The 22538-nt window shown below is 67.7% G+C and carries 24 protein-coding genes; 12 read left to right on the forward strand and 12 right to left on the reverse strand.

Features of this window, described 5'->3' with window-relative positions; genetic code table 11:
- The first annotated feature begins 4 nt into the window (after window positions 1-4).
- Window positions 5-1450: a short-chain fatty acyl-CoA regulator family protein gene (locus tag LI94_RS00955; RefSeq protein WP_046300036.1), complete on the forward strand. Its 1446-nt coding sequence runs from the start codon at window positions 5-7 to the stop codon at window positions 1448-1450.
- On the opposite strand, the gene LI94_RS00960 is transcribed toward LI94_RS00955, so the two are convergent.
- From LI94_RS00960 to LI94_RS00970, 3 genes are read right to left on the reverse strand one after another with little or no spacing between them, the layout of a single operon-like run.
- Entirely contained in the window at window positions 1414-1932 is a 519-nt protein-coding gene (locus tag LI94_RS00960) for a DoxX family protein (protein WP_046300009.1), read from the reverse strand. The two genes, LI94_RS00955 and LI94_RS00960, sit on opposite strands and share 37 nt — an antisense overlap.
- Before the next feature lie 9 nt (window positions 1933-1941).
- Window positions 1942-3168, reverse strand: a complete 1227-nt coding sequence (locus tag LI94_RS00965) for a hypothetical protein (RefSeq protein WP_046300010.1) — start codon at window positions 3166-3168, stop codon at window positions 1942-1944.
- A 14-nt stretch (window positions 3169-3182) separates the two neighbouring features.
- Window positions 3183-4073 carry an alpha/beta hydrolase gene (locus LI94_RS00970; protein ID WP_024441134.1) on the reverse strand — a complete coding sequence of 297 codons (891 nt, stop codon included), beginning with the start codon at window positions 4071-4073 and terminating at the stop codon, window positions 3183-3185.
- A gap of 71 nt (window positions 4074-4144) precedes the next feature.
- On the opposite strand from LI94_RS00970, the gene LI94_RS00975 reads away from it, so the two are divergent.
- Together LI94_RS00975 and LI94_RS00980 are read left to right on the forward strand one after the other, a co-directional pair.
- Window positions 4145-4996 carry an alpha/beta hydrolase gene (locus LI94_RS00975; protein ID WP_046300011.1) on the forward strand — a complete coding sequence of 284 codons (852 nt, stop codon included), beginning with the start codon at window positions 4145-4147 and terminating at the stop codon, window positions 4994-4996.
- A gap of 20 nt (window positions 4997-5016) precedes the next feature.
- The gene (locus tag LI94_RS00980) at window positions 5017-5826 is read left to right on the forward strand and encodes an adenylate/guanylate cyclase domain-containing protein (RefSeq protein WP_192830884.1); all 810 of its coding nucleotides are present in this window, start codon (window positions 5017-5019) and stop codon (window positions 5824-5826) included.
- Window positions 5827-5842: 16 nt separating this feature from the next.
- On the opposite strand, the gene LI94_RS22955 is transcribed toward LI94_RS00980, so the two are convergent.
- Complete coding sequence (locus LI94_RS22955) at window positions 5843-6004, reverse strand: hypothetical protein (RefSeq protein ID WP_152664719.1); 162 nt, start codon at window positions 6002-6004, stop codon at window positions 5843-5845.
- An 11-nt stretch (window positions 6005-6015) separates the two neighbouring features.
- Between LI94_RS22955 and LI94_RS00985 the strand changes: the two genes are divergently transcribed.
- A complete protein-coding gene (locus LI94_RS00985) occupies window positions 6016-6720 on the forward strand; it encodes a guanylate cyclase (protein ID WP_192830881.1) in 705 nt (234 codons plus the stop codon).
- Between the two features lie 5 nt (window positions 6721-6725).
- On the opposite strand, the gene LI94_RS00990 is transcribed toward LI94_RS00985, so the two are convergent.
- Window positions 6726-7049 (reverse strand): putative quinol monooxygenase, encoded by a 324-nt coding sequence (locus LI94_RS00990; RefSeq protein WP_046300013.1) that lies wholly within the window; start codon window positions 7047-7049, stop codon window positions 6726-6728.
- Between the two features lie 5 nt (window positions 7050-7054).
- A complete protein-coding gene (locus tag LI94_RS00995; RefSeq protein ID WP_046300014.1) occupies window positions 7055-7567 on the reverse strand; it encodes an OsmC family protein in 513 nt (170 codons plus the stop codon).
- Window positions 7568-7669: 102 nt separating this feature from the next.
- Here LI94_RS00995 and LI94_RS01000 point away from each other — a divergent pair, with 102 nt between their 5' ends.
- The gene (locus LI94_RS01000) at window positions 7670-8023 is read left to right on the forward strand and encodes a hypothetical protein (protein WP_024441128.1); all 354 of its coding nucleotides are present in this window, start codon (window positions 7670-7672) and stop codon (window positions 8021-8023) included.
- Between the two features lie 500 nt (window positions 8024-8523).
- On the opposite strand, the gene LI94_RS01010 is transcribed toward LI94_RS01000, so the two are convergent.
- A complete protein-coding gene (locus LI94_RS01010) occupies window positions 8524-8862 on the reverse strand; it encodes a hypothetical protein (protein ID WP_152664720.1) in 339 nt (112 codons plus the stop codon).
- Between the two features lie 40 nt (window positions 8863-8902).
- Window positions 8903-10150: an acetyltransferase gene (locus LI94_RS24315; RefSeq protein ID WP_343252033.1), complete on the reverse strand. Its 1248-nt coding sequence runs from the start codon at window positions 10148-10150 to the stop codon at window positions 8903-8905.
- A gap of 51 nt (window positions 10151-10201) precedes the next feature.
- Here LI94_RS24315 and arr point away from each other — a divergent pair, with 51 nt between their 5' ends.
- Window positions 10202-10612 carry an NAD(+)--rifampin ADP-ribosyltransferase gene (gene arr, locus LI94_RS01025; protein ID WP_024441125.1) on the forward strand — a complete coding sequence of 137 codons (411 nt, stop codon included), beginning with the start codon at window positions 10202-10204 and terminating at the stop codon, window positions 10610-10612.
- Here the strand turns inward: arr and LI94_RS23620 are convergent.
- Both LI94_RS23620 and ychF read right to left on the reverse strand, forming a co-directional pair.
- On the reverse strand, window positions 10549-10860 hold the full coding sequence (locus LI94_RS23620; RefSeq protein WP_024441124.1) for a hypothetical protein: 312 nt from the start codon (window positions 10858-10860) through the stop codon (window positions 10549-10551). The genes arr and LI94_RS23620 overlap by 64 nt on opposite strands.
- 110 nt (window positions 10861-10970) lie before the next feature.
- The gene (gene ychF, locus LI94_RS01035) at window positions 10971-12044 is read right to left on the reverse strand and encodes a redox-regulated ATPase YchF (RefSeq protein WP_046300016.1); all 1074 of its coding nucleotides are present in this window, start codon (window positions 12042-12044) and stop codon (window positions 10971-10973) included.
- Window positions 12045-12115: 71 nt separating this feature from the next.
- Here ychF and LI94_RS01040 point away from each other — a divergent pair, with 71 nt between their 5' ends.
- A complete protein-coding gene (locus LI94_RS01040; RefSeq protein ID WP_046300017.1) occupies window positions 12116-13300 on the forward strand; it encodes a DUF6542 domain-containing protein in 1185 nt (394 codons plus the stop codon).
- 25 nt (window positions 13301-13325) lie between these two features.
- Here the strand turns inward: LI94_RS01040 and LI94_RS01045 are convergent, their stop codons facing one another.
- A complete protein-coding gene (locus LI94_RS01045; RefSeq protein WP_024441119.1) occupies window positions 13326-14342 on the reverse strand; it encodes a 4-hydroxy-3-methylbut-2-enyl diphosphate reductase in 1017 nt (338 codons plus the stop codon).
- Window positions 14343-14438: 96 nt separating this feature from the next.
- On the opposite strand from LI94_RS01045, the gene LI94_RS01050 reads away from it, so the two are divergent.
- The 5 genes from LI94_RS01050 to LI94_RS01070 all read left to right on the forward strand — a co-directional run bounded on the left by LI94_RS01050 (window position 14439) and on the right by LI94_RS01070 (window position 20955).
- Window positions 14439-15038, forward strand: coding sequence for a lipid droplet-associated protein (locus LI94_RS01050; RefSeq protein WP_046300018.1), 600 nt, complete (start codon window positions 14439-14441; stop codon window positions 15036-15038).
- The gene (xseA, locus tag LI94_RS01055; protein ID WP_046300019.1) at window positions 15035-16291 is read left to right on the forward strand and encodes an exodeoxyribonuclease VII large subunit; all 1257 of its coding nucleotides are present in this window, start codon (window positions 15035-15037) and stop codon (window positions 16289-16291) included. The genes LI94_RS01050 and xseA overlap by 4 nt, the downstream gene beginning before the upstream one ends.
- Entirely contained in the window at window positions 16281-16523 is a 243-nt protein-coding gene (locus LI94_RS01060) for an exodeoxyribonuclease VII small subunit (RefSeq protein WP_024441116.1), read from the forward strand. Before xseA ends, LI94_RS01060 begins: the two co-directional genes overlap by 11 nt.
- 54 nt (window positions 16524-16577) lie before the next feature.
- Complete coding sequence (locus LI94_RS01065) at window positions 16578-17687, forward strand: NAD-dependent epimerase/dehydratase family protein (RefSeq protein WP_046300020.1); 1110 nt, start codon at window positions 16578-16580, stop codon at window positions 17685-17687.
- Window positions 17688-17886: 199 nt separating this feature from the next.
- Window positions 17887-20955, forward strand: a complete 3069-nt coding sequence (locus LI94_RS01070; RefSeq protein WP_239651123.1) for an adenylate/guanylate cyclase domain-containing protein — start codon at window positions 17887-17889, stop codon at window positions 20953-20955.
- Here LI94_RS01070 and LI94_RS01075 read toward each other — a convergent pair.
- Window positions 20936-22462 (reverse strand): PE-PPE domain-containing protein, encoded by a 1527-nt coding sequence (locus LI94_RS01075; protein WP_192830882.1) that lies wholly within the window; start codon window positions 22460-22462, stop codon window positions 20936-20938. The genes LI94_RS01070 and LI94_RS01075 overlap by 20 nt on opposite strands.
- Window positions 22463-22538 lie beyond the last annotated feature (76 nt).

Genomic DNA, 22538 nt, shown 5'->3' on the forward strand with positions numbered 1-22538 from the left:
CGACATGGCACCCACCACAACCCGGACCTTCGCCGGGGCCCGGCTGCGACGCCTGCGTGAGGATCGCGGCCTGACCCAAGTGGCCCTGGCACGCGCCCTGAACCTGTCGACCAGCTATGTCAACCAGCTCGAGAACGACCAGCGGCCGATCACCGTACCGGTGCTGCTGGCGCTCACCGACCGGTTCAGCCTGCCCGCGCAGTACTTCTCCGGGGACGCCGATGCCCGGCTGGTGGCCGACCTGCGCGACATGTTCACCGCCACGGCCGGCGAACACGCCGCCAGCGACAGTCAGATCGAGGAACTCGTCGCGCGGATGCCCGATATCGGCAACAGTCTGCTGACCATGCATCGCCAACTACGCGGGGCCACCGAGGAATTGGAGTCCTACCGGTCACAGATCTCGGGCGACTCGACGCAGACCGTGGCGCGGCCGATGCCGTTCGAGGAGGTCCGTGACTTCTTCTACGACCGCAACAACTACATCGGCGAACTCGACAACGCCGCAGAGCGACTGTTCGTCGAGACGGGGATGCGCTTCGGCGGCTTGGATATTCAGCTGTCGGCGCTGATGGCCGACCGGTTCGACATCACTGTGGCGATCGTCGACGACCTGCCCGCGGGAACCAAACGGGTCTTCGACCCGACGACTCGGGTGCTGCGAATCGCGCATTGGTTGCTGGCCGGCCAGCGGGCCTTCCAAATCGCCACCCAACTGGCACTGCTGACCCAGCAGGAGTTGATGTCGGACATCGTGGCGCAAGACCAGTCGTTGAGCCCGGAGTCCCGCGGGGTGGCCAAGATCGGGTTGGCCAACTACTTCGCCGGAGCGTTCCTGTTGCCGTATCGGCAATTCCAGCGTTCCGCCACCGATCTGCGCTACGACATCGACCTGCTGGGACGCCGCTTCGAGGTCGGCTTCGAGACGGTGTGCCATCGCCTGTCGACCCTGCAGCAGCCCGGACGTCGCGGGGTGCCGTTCATCTTCGTGCGCACCGACAAGGCGGGAAACATCTCGAAGCGCCAGTCAGCCACCGCGTTTCACTTCAGCCGGGTGGGGGGTAGCTGCCCGCTGTGGGTGGTGCACGACGCTTTCAGCCAACCGGGCCGGATCGTCACCCAGGTGGCGCAGATGCCCGACGGCCGCAAGTACTTCTGGATCGCCACCACCACGCCGCCCGAGGGGCGCGGCTATCTGGGCCAGCACAAGACCTTCGCCGTCGGGCTGGGTTGCGATCTGGCGCATGCGGACAAGCTGGTGTACTCCACCGGCGTCGCCCTGGGTGACGCTGCCACCGTGGTGCCGATCGGTGCGGGTTGCAAGATCTGCGAACGCGAGGCGTGCCCGCAGCGCGCGTTCCCCTATCTGGGCCGGCGGGTGGTCGTCGACGAGAACGCCGGCAGCGGGTTGCCCTACTCGCCGGTCGTGCCGGTTCCGCCCGGACGGTAGAACAGTGCCAGCTGGCCGATGGCGCCCGCCAGCCCGAGGCCAACCGAGATCCACAGGCCCGGCCAGCCGTTCTTCCAGCAATGGCAGAAGATCTGGTGGTCCGCGCTGAGGTAGCCCGGCCCGAGCATCGCCACCACGACGGCGCCGGTGGCCAGCACCAGGTTGTACTCCCAGCCGTTGCTCAGCACGAAGAAGCCATTCGAACGGTGCACGGTCCACACCGCCACCGCCATCAGGGCGACGAATCCGGCGGCGGCGATCGGGGTCAGCAGTCCGATCGCCAGCCCCAGCCCGGCAGCAATCTCGGCGGTTGCCGCCGTCACCGCCTGGAGCTTGCCGTACTTCATGCCGATGCTCTCGAACCATCCCGCGGTGCCGGGGATTCGGCCTCCGCCGAAGAACTTGTTGAACCCGTGCGCGGCCATGGTCAGTCCGAGAACCAGGCGCAGGAGCAGCAATGCGACATCAGCAGCAGTGACCATCTGCTCAAACTACAACGCGGCGTCCAGCAATCGCAGATATACCTCGATATCCCTGACCGCCGAGTCGGCGGAATGCACGCTCACGACCACCGTGTCGCCGATGCCGTGCACGCCATGGGTCAACCCCATCGCCTGGGACAGCGCCGGGAACCCCGCAGTGAGCAGTACCGGCACCGCACCGAAACGCAGGTCCGCGGCGCCCCGGTGCACGCTGGAGACCACGGTGTTGCCGGTCACCCGCGCCGGCCGGGCGTCGGGGTCGAAATGGTCGATACCCCAGCGCAGCAGCGCCGCGGGTGTCGCGGCGAAGGCCCGATCGGCCGCGGCCGCCGCCGGGTGGCGGCCGCGCAACCGGCCCCCGGCGATGTCGGCGGCGATCCGTTCGCAGCGTGCATCGTGGCCCAGCAGTGGGTAGAGCCCGACCGGAATATTGCCGAAGTGGTTGTGCGCTTGGCGCTCACCGGATTTGGCCATCGGAACCTCAGCACCCAGTTCGTCGCACGGTTCGTCGAGATACTCCGACAGCGCCGCTGAGACCGCTGACAGCACCGCCACGGTGACGGTCGGTCCGCGCAGTTCGGTGCGCTGCCGCACCAGGGTGCGCAGTGTCCGGCCACCGGCCGGCCGGTTATTGGTGGCCAACGGGGGGCGGTCACCGACCGGGGGCGGCAAGAGTCCCGCCGCAGTGTCATCGACTCGGCTGCGGTGGGTGCGCGCCGCGACAACCGCACGCCACGGCAGGAAACCACGGCCCGGTGGCCGCACCTCGCCCACCGGTGCGGTCCGGCCGAACAGCCAGGCGGCCAACGCAGAAGCCCGCCCCCCGTCGGCGAGGGCATGCGCCACCTGCAACACCGCTACCGTGGCCGCGCCGCGGTGCCCGGGAATGTCGTGGACCGGCGCGAACACGTGCAACCGCCAGGGCGCCACCCGGACATCAAGCTGATCGTCGGTCAGGCGCGCCACCGCAGCTAGGCAACCGTCCCAGCTGTCACCGGGGGCCCGGATCGCGGCTACGTCCTCGCTGGGCTCGGTGCATGGCACCCACCGCGGGTAGCGCAGCGCCCCGGCATCGGCGACCCGGATGTTCAGGTCCGGGATCATTCGGGCTCGGTCGAGCACGTCTGCGATCGCGTCGTCGAGGTCGGCGGGCACCCCGGCGAAGGCGTACAGCAGGAATTGGTCGCTGGGGATCTTCGCGGACATCCAGTAGAACTGCGCGTCGATCGCGGTCATCCGCTCGCCGCGCGTCAGGTCAAAAATCGCAGCACCCGATCGGCGATCTCGTCTGGCTGCTCGAGTTGCAGGAAGTGGCCGGCGTTTTCGACGACGGCGGCGTCACTGCCCGGGGGCAACGCCGGCTGCACCCACCGCGTGAACGCCGGCGACATGCAGCCATCGGTGCGCCCGTGCAGGTACAGCGTCTGCAACAGTGGCAGTTGCAGCCAGTGCCGGTGCAGGTCGGCATAGCGGTCGGGAACCCGCAGGCTGCGCAGCGCCCGGTAGGGCCCGAGCGCGGCACGCCAGCCCTCCGGCGTTCCGATGGCCGCGTCGACGTGGCGCAGATCCTCCTCGGCCGCATACCCGGGCGACCACCGCCGCCACAACAACGGCAGCACCCAGGACGCGGACCGGTCGGGCAGCCACGGCAACTGGAAGTAGCTGATGTACCAGCTGCGCACCAGTTGCGCCGGCAGGAGGCCGGCCAGGGTGAACCGGTCTGTCCCGCGGACCGCGCGCAGCGATGCCGGCGGCGGCACCGACATGATCACCGCCTTGGTGAACGGACTGTCCGGCAACGCGGCCAGGCCGGTGGCGACCATCGCGCCCCAGTCATGACCGATCACCACGTCGCGACCGGTCCCGCCGACGGCGGCGTACACCCGCAGCGCGTCGTCCATCAGAGCGCCGATGTGGTAGCTGCCGTCGGAGGGGATCGACGACGGCGCGTAACCGCGCATGAACGGCGCCACCACATGCCAGCCGGCCGACACCAACTGCGGCGCCAGGCGGCGCCATCCGTAGGCGGTGTCGGGAAACCCGTGCAGACACAACGCCACCGGGTCACCCGGTGTGCCCCAACTCAATGCCTTGAGCGCGACCCCGGGCGTAGCCACGTCGATCCACCGCGGTTCACTCATCACACACCCCCAGGCCGGGCCAAGCAGGCGTTTCTGTCCGCCCTGTCGTCCAAACTATCTACCATCTTGAGATGCGCACAGCCCAGACCGTCGCGTACGACGGCGTCGGCGGAGTAACACTGGTCGCCGACGAATGGAACCGGGGCGCCACCGAAGCCGCCGAACATCCGACGATCGTGATGCTGCACGGCGGTGGACAGAATCGGCACTCCTGGCACAAGACCGGCCAGATCCTGGCCGACCGCGGCTATCACGTCGTCGCACTGGACACCCGCGGCCACGGCGACAGCGACCGCGCACCCAATGCCGACTACGCCATCGAGACGCTCACCGCCGACGCCATCGCGGTGATCGACGCGATCGGCCGGCCGGTGGCCCTGATCGGGGCCAGCATGGGCGGGCTGACCGGCATTCTGGTGGCCGATGAGGCCGGCCCGCAGCGGGTGACCAAGCTGGTGTTGGTCGACGTGGTGCCGCGTTACGAGAAGGACGGCAGCGCCCGGATCCGCGACTTCATGTTCAGCCACATCGACGGCTTCGACTCCCTGGAGCAGGCCGCCGACGCGGTGGCCGCATATCTGCCGCACCGGGCCAAGCCCCGCAGTCCCGAGGGGTTGAAGAAGAATCTGCGGTTCCGCGACGGGCGCTGGTACTGGCACTGGGATCCGGCGCTGATGACCAAACCCGGCGACGATCCGGCGTTGCGCACCGAGAAGATCGAGACCGCCGCCATGGGACTGCAGATCCCGATCCTGCTGATCCGCGGCAAGCTGTCCGACGTGGTCAGCGCCGAGGGTGTCGCGGATTTCCTGTCCAAGGTCCCGGGCGCGCGTCTGGTCGAGTTGTCTGACGCCGGCCACACCGCAGCCGGTGACGACAATGATGCCTTCAGTGCGGCCGTCGTCGAGTTCGTGTCGGGCTGAATGTGTTCGGGATCGGATGGCTGACGCCGACGCTGCTGGCGGTCGGTGTGCTGGCGGCGGTGGCGGTCACCGAGGCCGTCGCCCTGGCGGTGTTGACCCGACAGTTGCGGATGGCCCAAGCCGAGATCGAGGCGCTGCGCGGTCGGGTCGACACCCGCAACCTGTTGCTGGCCGGCGGGCGCGAAGCCGTCAAGACCGTGTGGCAGACCGCGAACCTGGTGCGCAAGGAGGGGTTTGGCGCGGCTGTGCGCAGTTCGATCGAAGACCTCGCCGACTGGGCGGAAGTCGAACGTCCCGATCTGGCGCGCCTGACCCCGAATGGGCATGTGGTGGTGCTGTTCACCGACATCGAGGGCTCCACCGCGCTCAACGAGCGGATCGGCGACCGCGCCTGGGTGAAGCTGATCGCCCGGCACGACGAGATGGTGCAACGTCTGGTGAGCCAGCACGCCGGGCACGTGGTCAAGAGCCAAGGCGACGGGTTCATGATCGCCTTCGCCCAACCCGAACAGGCGGTGCGCTGCGCCATCGCGATCCAGCACGGGCTGACTCCGCGACGCGGGCGCAAACCGCAGCACCCGATCCGGGTCCGGATCGGGGTCCATATGGGCCGCTCGGTACGCCGCGGCGATGACTTGTTCGGGCGCAACGTGGCGATGGCCGCTCGGGTGGCCGCGGCCGCCGACGGTGGCCAGATCCTGATCAGTGGGCCGGTGCGCGACGCCGTAAAGGAATGCGACGACATCGCCGTCGGTGCCGGCCGCGACGCCGAACTGAAGGGTTTCGCCGGCACGCACCGGCTCTATGCCGTCGACGCCGCCACGGAGTAATCCGCTTTAGGCCGCGCTAATCCGAGCCGCCGGCCTCGGCCAGCCGCTCATGAAGCCGGGCGCGGATTTCCTCGGGCGTGTAGGCCCGTCGCCGTCGCTGGTCTCGCACCACCAGCACTCCCCCGGCGGCAACCCCGACCACACCCGCCAGGCCGATCCATTTCCAGATGCTGCGCACGCTCACACTTTATGGTGCTGAGCGTGGATGAACACACAGTGACTTTGGAGCGCGCGCTCGCTGAAACGCGCACCGGCGACATCTGGCTGTTCCGGGGCCGTTCCGGCCCAGACCGCGCCATCCAAACGCTGTCCAATTCTCCGGTGAACCACGTCGGGATGACGGTGGCCCTCGATGACCTGCCGCCGCTGATCTGGCATGCCGAGCTCGGCGACAAGCTGCACGACTTCTGGACCGGCACCAATCACCGCGGCGTGCAGCTCAACGACGCCCGGGCCGCCGTCGAGCAGTGGATGGGCCGCTACGAGCAGCGCTGCTGGTTTCGCCAGCTCAGCGGGACCATCACCCGCAAGCAGGAGAACCACCTGCTGCAGGCGATCGCGCGGATGGACGGCACCGCGTTTCCCACCACCGCGCGGCTGACCGGCCGGTGGCTGCGCGGGCGGTTGCCGACGGCCAGCGACTGGACCCGGGGCATTCCGTTTCTGGACCGCAAGGTTCACGAGATCAGCCAGCGGCGCAAGGCCCGCAACAGCAAGGTCGCGTTGCAGACCGCGTACTGCGCCGAGACGGTGGCCATCACCTATGAGGAGATGGGACTGCTGTCGACCGACAAGAATTCGAACTGGTTCGACCCCGGGTCATTCTGGAGCGGCGACATCTTGCCGTTGACCCCCGGCTATCAGCTGGGCCGGGAGATCGTCGTCGTGCGCTAGTCGGCCTAATCGACTGTCAGCTCGCCCATCGCCGACCAGTCCGTCGCGTCGATCTGCTGGCTGATGATCTTCGGTGTCGACACCAGCGCCTGCGGCATGTCGGCCATGGCCTGCTTGAAGTGGTCACTGTTGACGTGCACGCCGCCGGCCGCGCCATCCCGGAAGGCCTCCACGAGCACGTACTCGTTCGGATCCTCCAGGCTGCGCGACCAGTCGAACCACAGGTTGCCCGGCTCGGCACGGGTGGCCTCGGTGAAGCCAGCCACCAGCTGCGGCCAGCGCTCAGCCCACTCCGGCTTGACCGCGAACTTGACCACGATGAAGATCATCGCCGCTATCCGATTTCCAGCGTGCTGCGCACCGGGGTGACATTGGTAGTCAAATCCAGTACCGGGCAGTGCTTTTCGACGACCTGATGCAGTTCCCGGTACCGCTCCTCGGTTTCCGGGCCGGTCACGGTGACGACCACCCGCACCTCTTTGAAGCCGGGGCGCACCGAGTCGTCCAGGCCGAAGAACCCGCGCACGTCCAGGTCGCCTTCGGCGCGCCCGGTGATCTGATCGACGGCGATACCCAGCTTCTCGGCCCAGTACCGCCAGGTGACCACCTGGCAGGACAGCAGCGATGCCAAGTAGTACTCGACCGGGTTAGGCGCGGTGTTCTCACCGCCGAGCGCCGGCGGCTCGTCCACTTCGACGCTGTACTGACCCAGGGTGACGGTGCTGGCGACCGCGTCGTGCGCGACGGCGGAGGCACGGAAGACCACCTGCGAACCGGCAGGATCGGCGGCGGCGGGGTCACTGGTGGCGGCGACGACGGCGGCCAGTTGAGTGGTGGAGGCTGTCATGGCGGTAAGGGTAGAGACCCCGGGCCGCGTCGGCGAACGTCGCGACCGCCAGGACGCCGGAAGGAATACCATTTGCCGCCGCCAGCGGCTAGCCTGAGCGACGTGGAGGTACTACGGCACGTAATAGTTCTGCTGCACATCGTCGGATTCGCGGTGACTTTCGGGGCGTTGATCGCTGAAGCCGCGGCACGGCGCTTCCAGCTCACCCCGGTGATGGACTACGGCGTGGTGCTGTCGCTGCTCACCGGGCTTGCGCTGGCTGCGCCCTGGCCAGCCGGCATCGTGCTCAACTACCCCAAGATCGGCACCAAACTGGTGATCCTGATCGCCCTCGGTGCCGTGCTGGGCATCGGCCGGGCCCGGCAGCGCAAGTCGGGTGGGGAAGCCCCTCGCCCGCTGTTCTATGCTGCAGGCGCTTTAGTGCTGACGGCCGCGGGGCTCGCCGTCATCTGGTAACCGGGTGCGGTTCAGGCATTCGATCTGACTGATCCCAATCGGGCGAAAAGCCGATACCGTCGTTAGCATGGCCGATCACGCCGGCATCCGCGCCGCGCTCATGGCGCACTGGGCGTCCTAGGATGCGAACGACTTCGACGCCGAACACCGGATCTACCGGGCCGATGCGGTCCTCGAATACCCGCAGTCGGGTGAGCGGATCCGTGGCCGCGATCGCATTCAGGCGTCGCGGGAAGCCCAGCCGAATGCCAAGCGCTTCACGGTCCGCCGCATCCGCGGCGGTGGTGATCTGTGGATCAGTGAACTAGTGCTCACCTACGACGGCCAGCCGTCGTATGTGGTGAGCGTGATGGAGTTCGTGGACGGTGTAGTCGTTCGTGAGACGCAGTATTTCGGCGATCCCTTCAGCCCGGGACCGTCTCGCGTGCAATGGGTGGAACCCCTCGACTGACCGCGGGACTTACCCGTTGAACTGGAATCCGCTGCGCTAACCGCTTCTTTCAGCCGGCACTCACCAGGGTGATGGCAATCGGCGGAAGCATCGGGCACTGATAACTACCGGTCAGCGAGCCCTCGTCCAGAGTGGTCTGGCAACCGCCGGTGGTGGTGCCCGCCCACTCCCTGCCTTGCCGGTGCAGTTGCCCGGATGGCGCAATGTTCAGGCAGTCCGAACCGCACGAGCTGAGTTCCCAGTAGAAATCATCCTGTAGCCCTTGCCCGGTTACCTGGTACCGACCGCTCGGCGGATCGGCGTAGGCCGGGCCGGCCAGCACCATTGAACCGCCAGCTAACACTCCCGCCAAAATAGCAATTCGTTGACCTCGCATTTTCATCTCCATCGCGACAGTTGGGCCAACTTTTTGCCCACCTTTTCGGAGGCTAACAGCGGCTGCCGAACCTGGTGGCGGATCGCGATTTAACGTCCGACGCGACGGCGTCGGCCTGTCGGATCAGGCCGACCAGCTTTGGAATCAACGCCACTACGTGGTCGTAATGGTCGCGCCAGTTCACCTGGGCAAGGCCTAGATAATCCTGCCCGGCCAGCTCCAGCAGGGCACGATCGTGTCCCGTCAATCTCGGTGCGACCCGTTGCGCGGCAATGTCCTTGGCGACGATCTGCCCGGTCTCGATCGTGACCAGCATGCGAGCCAAGGTCAGCAGGAAGAACCTCTCCTCGCCCGCCGGGTCGTTCATGAGCTCGGGCAACAACGCGAGCTGGGCTCGCCGGAGCCGCTCGGGCGGCACCGGCGCGACCAGATCCTCGAGCGGCTGGCCGCGCAACACCCGGCGAGCGCTCTGGGCGGTGGCCAGCAGCACCACCACGTCGGGATCGGGAACGGCAGTCGGGACGTGGCCGTCCAGCAGCTCCGCGCGCAACCATTCGCCGAATTGGAAGTCGCGGCGGGGTGTCTGCGGCAACGGATCAACGTCGGCCACGACGAGGCTGGTCAGCTCCAACGGCCGACGGTTGGCAACCTCGGGGAATTGGGCGGCATGCCCGCTCCACCCGGACACACCCAACAGAATTGCCACCAGCGACGCCCGCTCGGCCTCCGACAGCGACGTACGTGTGAGAACCAGCAGATCGACGTCGCTGTCCGGCCGCAGCCCGGCCGCGGCCGCCGACCCGTAGAGATAGGCTCCGGCCAGATCTCCCGGCCGATCCTCGTCCAGATAGCTCAGGACCGGCGTGAGCAGTGCCTCCATGTGCAGCAACGGATATGGCCGACCCGCCTCATCAAGCTCACTGCGGCCGGCGACAACAAAACCGCGCCGAACGTAGAACTCGACCGCCTGCTCGTTCTGCTCATTGACGTCCACCAAGCGGATTCCCTGCTCGGCGATCACGTGTTGGAGTAGCGCGCTTCCGACCCCGTGGCCGCGAGCGTCGGCGTGGACGAACAACATCTCCAGGTGCTCCCCCGCCGTGCCGGCGAAACCCACCGGGTCTCCGTCGATCTCAGCGACGGTGAGGCGAACGGCCGGGAAGTAGACATCGGCCAGTTGACTCTCGATGTCCGCGCGATCTGCATCAGCCAGAAAGTGGTGGGTCGCGTCGACGGCGCTGCGCCAGATCGCCACCAGCCGGGGATATTCGGCAGGCCCCACGCAGTCACGAATCCGCACCGCGGTCAGATTACCGATCGAGGGCCTCCACGCGTCGATACCCTGTAGCCGATGGACGCGATCGAGGAAGCGGGCCCGTTCTTTCACGGCACCAAGGCCCAACTGATGGTGGGTGACCTACTCAGCGCGGGCTTCCGGTCCAACTACCGGCCCGAGCTCGTGATGAACCACATCTACTTCACCGCGCTGCTCAGCGGTGCCGGGCTAGCGGCCGAGCTCGCCGCCGGCCACGGGGAACCGCGGGTGTATCGCGTGGAGCCCACTGGCGCGTTCGAGAACGACCCCAACGTCACCGACAAGAAGTTCCCCGGCAACCCGACCCGCTCCTATCGCAGCAGTGCACCGCTGCGCGTCGCCGAAGAGATCATCGACTGGCCGCGACTGACGCCCGAGGCACTTCAGGAGTGGCGTGATCGGCTGGCCGCGCTGCGCGCTGACGGGCTCGACGAGATCATCAACTGAGCGACGCTCCCGAGGACGCCGCCTCCGGCAACCGCACGCTGAAGAACGGCGGCACCGACGGCGGCCACTGCCCGGTACGGGCTGATGGCGTGCTCGATGGACAGCCGCAAGGTGTCGATCAGCCCGGTCACCTGGCGGCGCCTGGCACGAAGCTTCACCAGGTAGTGGCCTCCGACGCACGCCGCGGCCACCACCACAACAATCCACAGCACAGCCGCGACCAGGTAGATCGCCTCAACCACCGACATGAGGATGAGCCTCCCCTATCGCCGTCGCGGTGAGGTCACCGGCGAGACACACGTCGGCGACTTCGGTGTCTCCGCGTTCCTCGGCGAAGTGATCGCGTGATCTCGAGCGATCAGACGTTGAACCGGAACTCCACCACGTCCCCGTCGGCCATCACGTAGTCCTTGCCCTCCATGCGCACCTTGCCGGCGGCCTTGGCCGCAGCCATCGATCCGGCCTCGACCAGGTCGTCGTAGGAGACCACCTCGGCCTTGATGAAGCCCTTCTCGAAGTCGGTGTGAATCACCCCGGCGGCCTTGGGCGCGGTGTCGCCCTGGTGGATGGTCCAGGCCCGCGCCTCCTTGGGCCCGGCGGTCAGGTAGGTCTGCAGCTTCAGAGTGTGAAATCCGGCCCGCGCCAAGGCATCCAGGCCGCGCTCGCTCTGCCCGATCGACTCCAGCAGCTCCATCGCCGACTCGTCGTCGAGCTCGGCGAGCTCGGCTTCGATCTTGGCGTCGAGGAACACCGCGTCGGCCGGGGCCACCAGCTCGCGCAACGCGGCGACCCGCGCGGCATCGGTGAGCACCGACTCGTCGGCGTTGAACACATACAGGAAGGGCTTGGTGGTCAGCAGGTTCAGCTCGCGCAGCGGCGCGGTGTCCACCCCGGCGGCGAACAGGGTCTTGCCGGTGTCGAGGATCGCCGCGGCGGCCACCGCGGCCTCGTGCATGGGCTTGCGGTCCTTGTTGTTGCGAGCTTCCTTCTCCAGCCGCGGAACCGCCTTCTCCAGGGTCTGCATGTCAGCCAGGATCAGCTCGGTGGCGATCACCTCGATGTCGGCCTCGGGGTCCACCTTGCCGTCGACGTGCACCACGTCGTCGTCGGCGAACACCCGCACCACCTGACAGATGGCGTCGCACTCGCGGATGTTGGCCAGGAACTTGTTGCCCAGCCCGGCCCCCTCCGAGGCGCCCTTGACGATGCCGGCGATGTCGACGAACGTCACCGGCGCGGGCAGGATCCGCTCGGAGCCGAAGATCTCCGCCAGCTTGGTCAGCCGGGGATCGGGCAGCGGTACCACGCCCTCGTTGGGCTCGATCGTCGCGAACGGGTAGTTGGCGGCCAACACATCGTTGTGTGTCAGCGCGTTGAACAGGGTCGACTTACCAACGTTGGGCAACCCCACGATTCCCAGGCTCAGGCTCACGGGAAGCCAAGTCTAGAGCCCGGGGCGTGCCGCCGTGCGCCCCCGCCGCCGCCAGCCGGTACCTTCAGTGTGTGGCAGTAGCGCGGGAGAAGTCGGCAGTGGCCGCTGACCACCGTTCGATCTTGCCGAGCATCGCCGGTTTGCCGTGGTGGAGTGCGGTGGCAGTGGCGGTGGTCGCGACCGCGGTCGGAGTGGCCTTCGACGCCGGCTCCGGCGACAAAGAACTGTCCATCGTCTTCTCCGCCCTCTACGCGATGGGCTGTATCGCCGCGGTTCTCATGGTGCAGCAATCGGCGGTGTTCACCACGGTGGTCCAGCCGCCATTGATCCTGTTCGCCACCGTGCCCGGCGCGTACTGGATGCTGCGCGGCGGCGGGTTCCCGGGCCTCAAGGCCATCGTCATCAACTGCGGCTACCCCCTGATCGAACGTTTCCCGCTGATGCTGTTCACGGCCGCGGCCGTGCTGCTGGTCGGGATGGTCCGGTGGTATCTGGGGATGCTGGGCGGAACCGCGAAGCGCGAGACCCGCGATAGCGAAGACGACGCCACCCCGAAGCGGGCCACATTCAGCGACCGCATCGGCGCCATGCTCACCTCGGCCCTGACCCGCAACCCCGCGCACGCCATCGAGAAGCCGGCCTCCCGCGGCGAGCGCCCGGGTCAGCGCCCGCGTCGCGCCACCGCAGAGTCCCGGCGGGCCGCGCGTGGGGGTTCTGGGGCCCGATCACGGACCCGCTCCACCGAGCGCCGCGGTGCTTCCAACGGCTCGGCACCGACGCGTTCGCGGCACGTTCGGCCGGACCTGGACGCCCGCGCCGCAGACCACCCGCGCCCGCGTCGGCGTCGGCGTCCCGCAGCGGACGGCCGCGACGAACCCGTGCAGCGGCGGCGACGCCCGGCTCCCGAGGCGCACGACGAGCGCCAGCCGCGCCGGCGTCCGGCACCCGACTGGCAAGACGAGCCGCGGCGCCGGCCGCGCCCGCCCCAGGACGCCTCGCGCCAAGCTGACCCGCTCTCGAGGGCCAATCGGGATCCGCATCCGCGCAGCTACCGTCCCTCCGAGGCACCCGAATCGATGCCCCGGCGCCGGCCGGCTCCGCCGGGAGCTGAGGGGCGCGGCAACGGAACCGGCACTCGGCACCCCGTTTCCCAGGTGCGCTACCGCAGGTCAGGAGCCGACGAGGCCGAGGCAGCGCCCCGCAGCCGCTCGCGTCAACCGCGCGAGGACGCCGACTCCTGGGAGTTCGACATCTAGCGACGCCCGATGGCGCCGACCCGATCTACCGGCGGCTCGGCCGGATCTCGCGCGGCAACGCGAACACCAAGGTCTCGTTGGCGGTGGCCACCGGGTACACAGTCCCGTAGCCGTACTCGCCGAGACGCTCCAGCACACCGCGGACCAGGATCTCCGGCACCGACGCACCCGAGGTGACGCCGATGGTCTGCACCTCGCCGGCCTCGGGAGCCAGCCACGCCGGGTCGATGTCTTCGGCGTAGTCGACCAGGTGGGCCGCGCGGGCACCGGCACCCAGCGCCACCTCGACCAGTCGGCAGGAGTTCGAGGAGTTCCGCGAGCCCACCACGATCACCAGCTCGCACTCCGGGGCCATCGCCTTGACCGCGGTCTGGCGGTTCTGGGTGGCGTAGCAGATGTCGTCGCTGGGCGGATCCTGCAGGTTCGGGAACCGTTCACGCAACTTGAGCACTGTCTGCATGGTCTCGTCGACGCTGAGCGTGGTCTGCGACAGCCACACGATCTTGTTCTCGTCGCGGACGGTCACCGCGGCTACCGCATCTAAGCCGTCGACCAGCTGCACGTCGTTGGGCGCCTCGCCGATGATCCCGACGACCTCTTCGTGGCCGGCGTGGCCGATCAGCAGAATGTCGTAGCCGTCTCGGGCGAACCGCTTGGCCTCGTTGTGCACCTTGGTCACCAGGGGGCAGGTCGCGTCGATCACCCGCAGGTTGCGGTCCGCGGCCGACTCGTGCACGGTCGGCGCCACGCCATGCGCGGAGAACACCACGATCGCGCCTTCGGGGACCTCGTCGGTCTCGTGCACAAAGACCGCGCCTTTGTTCGTCAAGGTGTCGACCACATGCTTGTTGTGCACGATCTCGTGCCGCACGTATACCGGGGCGCCGTGCTTCTCCAGCGCCCGCTCGACGGTCTCGACTGCCCGGTCCACGCCCGCGCAGTACCCGCGTGGCTCCGCCAGCAGCACCCGCTTGCCCGCGGGGGCGCCGTTCACCCGTGCTGCTGAACTGTAGGCGATCTCCACGTCGACGGTTTCGGGCATGGCAACCAGCGTACGGTCTGCCGACACGAGACCGCCAGCTCGCGTCATGCCGGTCAATACTTGGAGATGACCGGCGGGTAAGGCAGGCTGGGGGCCATGGCAACTGCACCCTTTGGAGTCCGGCTTCTGGTCGGCGCGGCCACCGTCGCGGTCGAAGAGACCCTGAAGCTGCCGCAAACCATCCTGACCTACCCGATGACGCTGGCCAGCCAGGCCGCGCACGCGGTGATGCGCTGGCAGCAGGGTGTCGCCGAGCTGGTCAACAAAGGCGACACCACTCTAGAGTCGCTGTTCCCGCCGAAAGACGAGCAGCCGGAGTGGGCAACCTTCGATGACGACATCGAGGACAGTTTCGACGGCGGTGCCGCGGTCTTCGACGACGACGACGCCCACCCACGCACCGAAGGGCGCTTCGCCCTGTATTCGTTCAGCGAAGACGGGGCCACCCCGCCGAGCGCACCCGCCGACGAGGCCCCAGCCGGCCGCAACGGGGCCGCGGACTCTGCCGTGCCCACCCCCGACCTGGTCGACGAGCTCGACTACGGCTCGTTGACCCTGGCCCAGCTGCGGGCCCGGCTGGCCTCGCTCAGCCTCGACGAGCTGGAGACCCTGCTCGCCTATGAAGAGGCCACCAAGGCCCGGGCACCGTTCCAGACGCTGCTGGCCAACAGGATCACCCGCACCACCGCGAAGTGACCGCCCCCGCGCCGGGCGAATCCGCCGAAAACCCGTTCCCGGTCCGCGCGGTTGCCATCCGGGTCAAGGGCTGGATCGACCGGCTGGGTTCGGTGTGGGTGGAAGGGCAGCTCACCCAGATCAACCTGCGCCCGGGTGTGCGGACCGTGTTCATGGTGTTGCGCGATCCGGCTGCCGACATGTCCCTGACCGTGACGTGCAGCCCCGAAATGGTGGCTTCGTCGCCGGTCAAACTGACCGAAGGCACCCAGGTGGTGGTCTGCGGTAAACCCAACTTCTACACCGCCCGGGGCACCTTCTCGCTGCGCCTGAGCGAGATCCGCGCCGTCGGGATCGGTGAACTGCTGGCGCGTATCGAGCGGCTACGGCGGCTGCTGGACGCCGAGGGATTGTTCGATCCGCGCCTGAAGCGGCCGCTGCCGTTCCTGCCAGGCACCATCGGGCTGATCACCGGTCGTGCCAGCGCCGCCGAGCACGACGTCATGACGGTGGCCGGCACCCGGTGGCCGGCGGTGCGCTTCGCGGTGCGCAACACCGCCGTGCAGGGGCCGACCGCCGTCGCCCAGATCATCGAGGCGCTGCGCGACCTGGACGCCGACGAAGCCGTCGAGGTGATCGTGCTGGCCCGCGGCGGCGGCAGCGTCGAGGACCTGCTGCCGTTCTCCGACGAAACCCTGTGCCGGGCCATCGCGGCGTGCCGAACCCCGGTGGTCAGCGCGATCGGCCACGAACCCGACAGCCCGTTGTGCGATCTGGTCGCTGACCTGCGCGCGGCGACCCCCACCGACGCGGCGAAGCGGATCGTTCCGGACGCCGCCGCCGAACAGGCGCTGGTCGATGACCTGCGGCGACGCAGCGCGCAGGCGGTGCGTAACTGGGTGGTTCGTGAGGACCGCGTGCTGATGCAGCTGCGCAGCCGACCGGTGCTGGCCGACCCGCTGCGCGCGCTGACCGAGCGCGGCGAGGAGGTCCAGCGCGCCCTGGCCGCGGTGCGCCGCGATGTCACCCGGCTGATCGCCGTGCAAAGCGAACGGGTGGGGCATCTGGCGGCTCGGCTGGCTACCCTGGGCCCGGCCGCGACATTGGCGCGCGGGTACGCGGTCGTCCAGACTGTCGGCGCAGCGGGGCCGCACGTACTGCGGTCGGTCGACGATGCGGCGGCCGGGACCCGGCTGCGAATCCGGGTGGCCGACGGGGCCGTGGCGGCGACGAGTGAGGGGCGACTTCTTGAAGGACCCAGCGATGGCAGCTGAGCAAGCCGATCCGGTGACACCCGTTAGTGAGCTCGGCTATGAGCAGTGCCGCGACGAGCTGATTGACGTGGTGCAGCGTCTGGAGCAGGGCGGAATGGATCTCGACGCGTCACTGAGCCTGTGGGAACGGGGCGAGCAGCTGGCCAAGCGGTGTGAAGAGCACCTGGCCGGAGCCCGGCGCCGGGTGCAGGAAGCGCTGGACGCCGAGCCCGCCGACGACGACCGCGGGTGACCTCCCCCGCTCGAAGACCACGGGAACTGAAACACGTTCAGTTATGCTCGCCCGATGGGTGATCCATCACTGACTACGGAACTCGGCCGGGTACTGGTCACCGGGGGCTCCGGCTTCGTCGGAACCAACTTCGTCAAGACACTGCTGGAACGCGGCTACCAGGTGCGCTCCTTCGACCGCGCACCGTCGAGCCTGCCCGACCACCCGAACCTGGAGAAGCTCGAAGGCGACATCTGCGACCCTCCGACGGTGGCCGCGGCGGTCGCCAACATCGACACCGTGTTCCACACCGCGGCCATCATCGATCTGCAGGGCGGTGCGAAGGTCACCGACGAGATCCGCCGGCGCAGTTTCGCGGTCAACGTCGACGGCACCAAGAATCTGGTCCAGGCCGCACAGCGGGCCGGGGTGAAGCGGTTCGTCTACACCGCCTCCAACAGTGTGGTGATGGGCGGCAAAGCCATCTCTGGCGGCGACGAGACCATGGCCTACACCACCAAGTTCAACGACCTCTACACCGAGACCAAAGTCGTCGCCGAGAAGTTCGTGCTGGGCGAGAACGGCATCGACGGCATGCTCACCTGCGCGATCCGGCCGTCGGGCATCTGGGGCGACGGGGACCAGACCATGTTCCGCAAGCTGTTCGAAAGCGTGGTCGCCGGTCACGTCAAAGTTCTCATCGGCAGTAAACGAGCAAAGCTCGACAACTCCTACGTGCACAACCTGATTCACGGCTTCATCCTGGCCGCCGAGCACTTGGTTCCCGGCGGATCGGCGCCCGGTCAGGCCTACTTCATCAACGACGGCGAACCGATCAACATGTTTGAGTTCGCGCGGCCGGTCGTCGAAGCGTGCGGCGAGCACTGGCCCCGGCTGCGGGTTTCCGGACGCATGGTGCGCGACGTGATGTTCGCCTGGCAGTGGCTGCACTTCCGCTTCGGCCTACCCGAACCAATGTTGGAACCCGGTGCGGTGGAGCGGCTTTACCTGAACAACTACTTCTCGATCGCCAAGGCCGGCCGCGACCTCGGCTACCGTCCACTGTTCAGCACGGAGCAGGCGATGGCCGACTGCATGCCGTACTACAAAGAGCTGTTCGCGCGGGTCAAGGCCGAGGCGCAGCCGCACCTGGCGACCGTGGTCGCCGAGCCGCACCCGGAGTAGCGCCCCCTCTTCGCGAAAGCCGCTATCCCGCCGTGGGCCACGGTGACACGATAGCGGTGTGAACGGCGTTGGGCCGCTGTCGGAACTGCCAGCCCTGGTGTGCAGTTCATGCGGCACTGGCCTGCCCGCAACCTTCAGGTTCTGCAACGAATGCGGAACCGCGGTTGCGTCTGCACCGACACCGGCCGAATACAAGCAGGTGACGGTGCTGTTCGCCGACGTGGTGCATTCCATGGAGATCGCCACGACGGTGGGCCCGGAGCGGCTACGCGAGATCATGGCCGCCCTGGCCGACCGCTGCGCGGCCGCGGTGCGGCGTTACGGCAGCACGATCACGCAGTGGACCGGTGACGGGATCATGGCGGTGTTCGGCGCCCCGATCGCCCTGGAAGACCACGCCGTGCGGGCCTGCCTGGCGGCCTTGGAGATTCAGCAGGAAGCCGCCGGCCTTGCAGTCGACGTCGGCAAGCGTGACGGCATCGAGCTGCATATGCGGGTTGGGCTGAATTCCGGGAAGGTGATCGCGGGCGGTATCGGCTCGGGACAGTTCGGCTATGCCGCCGTGGGCGAGCAGGTGGGCATGGCCCAGCGGATGGAAGCGGTTTCTCCGCCCGGCGGGATCATGCTCAGCGCGTCGACGGCGCGGCTCGTGGAGGGCCAGGCCATGTTGGGTGCGGTGCAGCCAGTTCAGATCAAGGGCACCGCAGAACCCGTGCCCGCCCGACAGCTGTTTGGCATGGCCGAGCGGCATCGCGCGGTCCGGCGTGCGGAGTCCAGCCTCATCGGCCGGCGCGGGGAGCTGGCCGCCGTAGCGGCGATGGTCGACCGCGCGATCCGCGGTCACGGCAGTGTGACCAGTGTGGTGGGGGCGCCGGGCATCGGGAAGAGCCGGATGGCCCGGGAGGCCGCGGCGGCCGCGGCAGGTCGCGGCGTGAAGGTGGTGTGGGCATTCTGCGAGTCGCATGCCGGTGACATCCCGTTCCAGGCCGTGTCGAGGCAGCTGCGGGCGAGCATCGGCGTAGCTGACCGGTGGGACGAGGACGCCCGCGCACGGGTCCGCGACCGCTTTGGGCACGCCGACGCGCAGGATCTGCTGCTGCTCGACGATCTGCTGGGTATCGCCGACCCTGATGTGACACTGCCCCAGATCGACGCCGATACCCGCCGCGACCGGCTGACGGCTCTGATCAACTCGGCGTCGTTGGCCCGCACCGAACCAACTTTGTTCATTATCGAGGATGCGCACTGGATCGATGCCGTCAGCGATTCTCTGATCGCGGACTTCTTGGCAGTGCTCCCCCGCACCCCCTCGATGGTGCTGATCACCTACCGCCCCGACTACCGCGGCGCGCTGACCCAGCTACCCGATGCACAGAAAATAATCCTTGCTCCGCTAGATGATTCGGACATCACGGCGCTGACCGGCGAGCTGTTGGGATCGGATCCGTCGGTCGGCGAGCTGACCGCGATCATTGCCGGGCGAGCCGCCGGTAATCCGTTCTTCGCCGAGGAGATGGTGCGCGAGCTGGCCCAGCGCGGGGCGCTGGAGGGCGAACACGGCGGCTACGTCTGCCGCACGCGGGCCGCGGACGTCACGGTGCCCCCCACTGTGCAGGCGGCCATTGAGGCGCGCACCGACCAGCTCAGCAGCGGGGCCAAACGAACATTGAACGCGGCCTCGGTGATCGGAGCACGCTTCGGCGCGGAGCTGTTGCCCGCACTGGGCGTCGATGCGGTGTTCGACGAGCTGCTCGCGGCGGAGCTCATCGATGAGGTTGATCTCACCGCGAGTGCCCAGTACGCCTTTCGGCATCCGCTGATCCGCACTGTGGTCTACGAATCGCAGCTCAAGTCCGATCGCGCCCGATGGCACCGGAAGCTGGCCGCAGCGATCCAGGAGCGTGCGCCTGGGTCGATGGACGACAACGCGGCGTTGATAGCCGAACACCTGCAGGCTGCGGGCGAACTGCGCGAGGCGTACGCCTGGCACATGCGCGCCGGGGCATGGTCCACCAACCGCGATCTGGTCGCGGCCCGGGGCAGCTGGGAACGGGCCCGCCGCATCGCCGACGCGCTACCGACAGCGGACCCAGAACATTTGTCGATGCGCATCGCCCCGCGAACCATGCTGTGCGCCACCGACTGGCAAGCCCGAGAAGTCCAGGAAAGCCGCAGTCGCTTCGAGGAACTGCAAGAGTTGTGCGGCACGGCCGGCGATCGGGTGTCGCTGGCCATCGGGATGACCGCGTTGGCCACCGAGCTGCTCTACGCGGGACGCTCACGTGAGGGCGCGCAGCTGGCATCCCAGCAGATGGCATTGTTCGAGTCGATCGGCGATCGCTCCCCGACCATGGGCTTGGCGTTCATGGCGTTCGTCAACTGGCTCTGTGTCGGTGAATTCGATGAGATCTTGCGGTGGTCGCAGACCATCGTCGATCTGGCCGAGGGCGACCCCGCCAAGGGCGCCAACTTCGGGGTGGGGTCACCTCTCGCGATCGCACTGGCATGGCGTGGCAGTGCGCGGTGGTGGCTGGGCCGTGCCGGATGGCGCGAAGACCTCCGCGATGCCGTTGCGATGGCCTTGCGCAGCAACGCGGAAACCCTGGGCAGCACCGTGGCCTGGACCTACGGTTTCGCCTTGCAGTACGGGGTACTTCGGCCCAGCGCCGCCGCGGAACGCGCGTGCGAGGAGGCGGTGCAATCCGCCCAACAGGCCAGCAGCGATCGCGCACTTGGCTTGGCCGGGTACGCATTGGCCGTCGTGCTACTCAATCGCGACAACGTCGCCGACCGTCATCGGGGACTCGAACTGATGATGCAGACCCGCGACATTTGGCTGCGCAAACGCGCACTGTTCCTCATCCCGGTCACCGACGTGTGGGCCGCCCGCGAAACGGCGCGCAACGGCGACCCCAACGCTGCCATTGCGGAGATGCGCGCAGCGGTCGACGACTTGCGTGAGGCCGGCAATGTCTTCTACGGCGTGTGGGGCACCGGCGTCCTGGTGGAGACACTGCTGGAGCGCGGCGCCGACGGCGACCGGGCCGAAGCCGACGAGGCAATCCACTGGTTGGCGAGCCTCCTGGCCGGTCAACGCTCGGCGATGTGCGAGATCACCCTGCTGCGGCTGACTGCACTGCTGTGCCGCGCACGCGGTGACGTCGTGGCCGGCGCCGAAGCGGTGAATCGCTATCGCGCCCTGGCAGAATCGCTCGGCTTCGAACTCCATACCGACTGGGCGAGGGCGCTTACGCGAACAGCTCCATGAAGTTGTCCAGGGTGCCGATGGCCGCGAACAGTGCCGGTGGAGCACCGAGCAGCAGATCGAACGGGATCAGACCTGAATAGGCCGCCAATGGAAGCCCGATCGCGTCAACAAGATCCCCTGCCAGAAGCTGGTCGACAAAGATGTTCGCGGCGTACGCGGGGAGGCTGGTGAACAGCGCACTGACCGCGTCGGCGGCGGGCAGCAGCGCCGAGTAGTCGTAGGCCAGCGTGCTGTTGATCATGGTGATGATGTCGGCCACCGGTGAATTGAGCGTCACGTCGGAAACCGGGAAGCCAGCCAGTGTGAGAAGCCCCTCCATCACACCGTCAAACGTCGGGTTCTCCGGCGCGAATCCGTGGGTGTAGATCGAGTCCGCGAACGGCAACCAGGGCGCGACCTGCTCTTCATAGCTGACGGGATTCGCAATGGCGTTGAGCGCGTCGTTGATGCCCTGCTGCAAGCCGTTGCCCAGTGCCGTAGAAAGCTGCCCCGGGTCGATCTGCGGGAACAACCCGAACGTGGTGGGGACATTCGCCGGCCCCTGATCCCATCCTTCATCGATGCTGCCGTAGCCCAGGTTCACCAGGATCCGGGTAACGGGTTCCAACAAGTCATACAGGGGTTTTCCGATCCCGGGGAGGAACAGCAGCGGCATCAGCAACGGCAGGTTCGCGCTCGGGATCATGTAGTAGTCGGTGAGGCCTTCACCGGACAGCGCCGCGGATCCCGGCAGCAGAATCGCACTTTCGACCTGCTCCGGGGTGAGGTTGGCATAGATGAAGTGCTGGGTGAAATTTCCTACCAGGGCGTTGAGGACCGACAACAGATTGAGCGGGTAGTGCGGGAAGTCGGCGCTGGCGTCGTATTCGAGGCTGTAGATGTCGGTCGGATACAGATCCGACGGGGTCGCGGGGCTGAACGGGAAGTTCGCGGCGGTGAAGGCCCAGCTGTTGCCGGCCGGAAAATCGAAGGTATTCAACAGGCCGCCGTTGGGGTTGTTGACATCACCCACCAGCACGAAGTGCACCAGGTCGCTGGGGACACCCGCATCGCGCAGTTGCGGCATGACCTGCGAGGCCACCGCGGCGCTCTGCGAGTAGCCGAAAACCACCAGGGGATTCTCCGACGTCACACCGCCGGCGGCGATCTGATTTTGGATGTCGGAGAACATGATCGGTTGGCCGTGGCTCACCGACACCCCGAATCCCATGCTCTTGACACCGGTGATCGGATAGAGCTCGTTGGGCAGCAGCGCGGCCTGCATCGTGCCGGTGAAGCCGCCGGGCTGCAGATACAGCGTGTTGATCGCATCGAGAAACTGCGGGGACGGCAGCATCGGACCTCCGCTGCCGTCATAGACCAACGCCGTGCCGCCGGCGGTGAGCTGGATGTCACCGAAGCCGGCTTGGGACATCGGTGCTTCCGACGACGCTGCGGGGATCGACGCGATGCCGGCGCACGCGATACCCAAGGCCATCGTCACCCGATGACCCTGCCTCACAGGCACAGTAGGCATGATCTTGTTCCTCTCCACAGGGTTACTGCTGGACTCACGCCATAGGGCTCAAACCGGCCCGCTCACG

It is taken from the genome of Mycobacterium sp. UM_Kg27 (genome assembly GCF_000972905.1).
Lineage (GTDB): Bacteria > Actinomycetota > Actinomycetes > Mycobacteriales > Mycobacteriaceae > Mycobacterium.

Bases quoted from the DNA above. Each gene is read 5' to 3' on its own strand.
- LI94_RS00955 (WP_046300036.1), top strand. From the start codon at position 5: ATGGCACCCACCACAACCCGGACCTTCGCCGGGGCCCGGCTGCGACGC.
- LI94_RS00960 (WP_046300009.1), bottom strand. From the start codon at position 1,932: ATGGTCACTGCTGCTGATGTCGCATTGCTGCTCCTGCGCCTGGTTCTC.
- LI94_RS00965 (WP_046300010.1), bottom strand. From the start codon at position 3,168: ATGACCGCGATCGACGCGCAGTTCTACTGGATGTCCGCGAAGATCCCC.
- LI94_RS00970 (WP_024441134.1), bottom strand. From the start codon at position 4,073: ATGAGTGAACCGCGGTGGATCGACGTGGCTACGCCCGGGGTCGCGCTC.
- LI94_RS00975 (WP_046300011.1), top strand. From the start codon at position 4,145: ATGCGCACAGCCCAGACCGTCGCGTACGACGGCGTCGGCGGAGTAACA.
- LI94_RS00985 (WP_192830881.1), top strand. From the start codon at position 6,016: ATGGTGCTGAGCGTGGATGAACACACAGTGACTTTGGAGCGCGCGCTC.
- LI94_RS00990 (WP_046300013.1), bottom strand. From the start codon at position 7,049: ATGATCTTCATCGTGGTCAAGTTCGCGGTCAAGCCGGAGTGGGCTGAG.
- LI94_RS00995 (WP_046300014.1), bottom strand. From the start codon at position 7,567: ATGACAGCCTCCACCACTCAACTGGCCGCCGTCGTCGCCGCCACCAGT.
- LI94_RS01010 (WP_152664720.1), bottom strand. From the start codon at position 8,862: ATGGAGATGAAAATGCGAGGTCAACGAATTGCTATTTTGGCGGGAGTG.
- arr (WP_024441125.1), top strand. From the start codon at position 10,202: ATGGACGCGATCGAGGAAGCGGGCCCGTTCTTTCACGGCACCAAGGCC.
- LI94_RS23620 (WP_024441124.1), bottom strand. From the start codon at position 10,860: ATGTCGGTGGTTGAGGCGATCTACCTGGTCGCGGCTGTGCTGTGGATT.
- LI94_RS01045 (WP_024441119.1), bottom strand. From the start codon at position 14,342: ATGCCCGAAACCGTCGACGTGGAGATCGCCTACAGTTCAGCAGCACGG.
- LI94_RS01050 (WP_046300018.1), top strand. From the start codon at position 14,439: ATGGCAACTGCACCCTTTGGAGTCCGGCTTCTGGTCGGCGCGGCCACC.
- LI94_RS01060 (WP_024441116.1), top strand. From the start codon at position 16,281: ATGGCAGCTGAGCAAGCCGATCCGGTGACACCCGTTAGTGAGCTCGGC.
- LI94_RS01065 (WP_046300020.1), top strand. From the start codon at position 16,578: ATGGGTGATCCATCACTGACTACGGAACTCGGCCGGGTACTGGTCACC.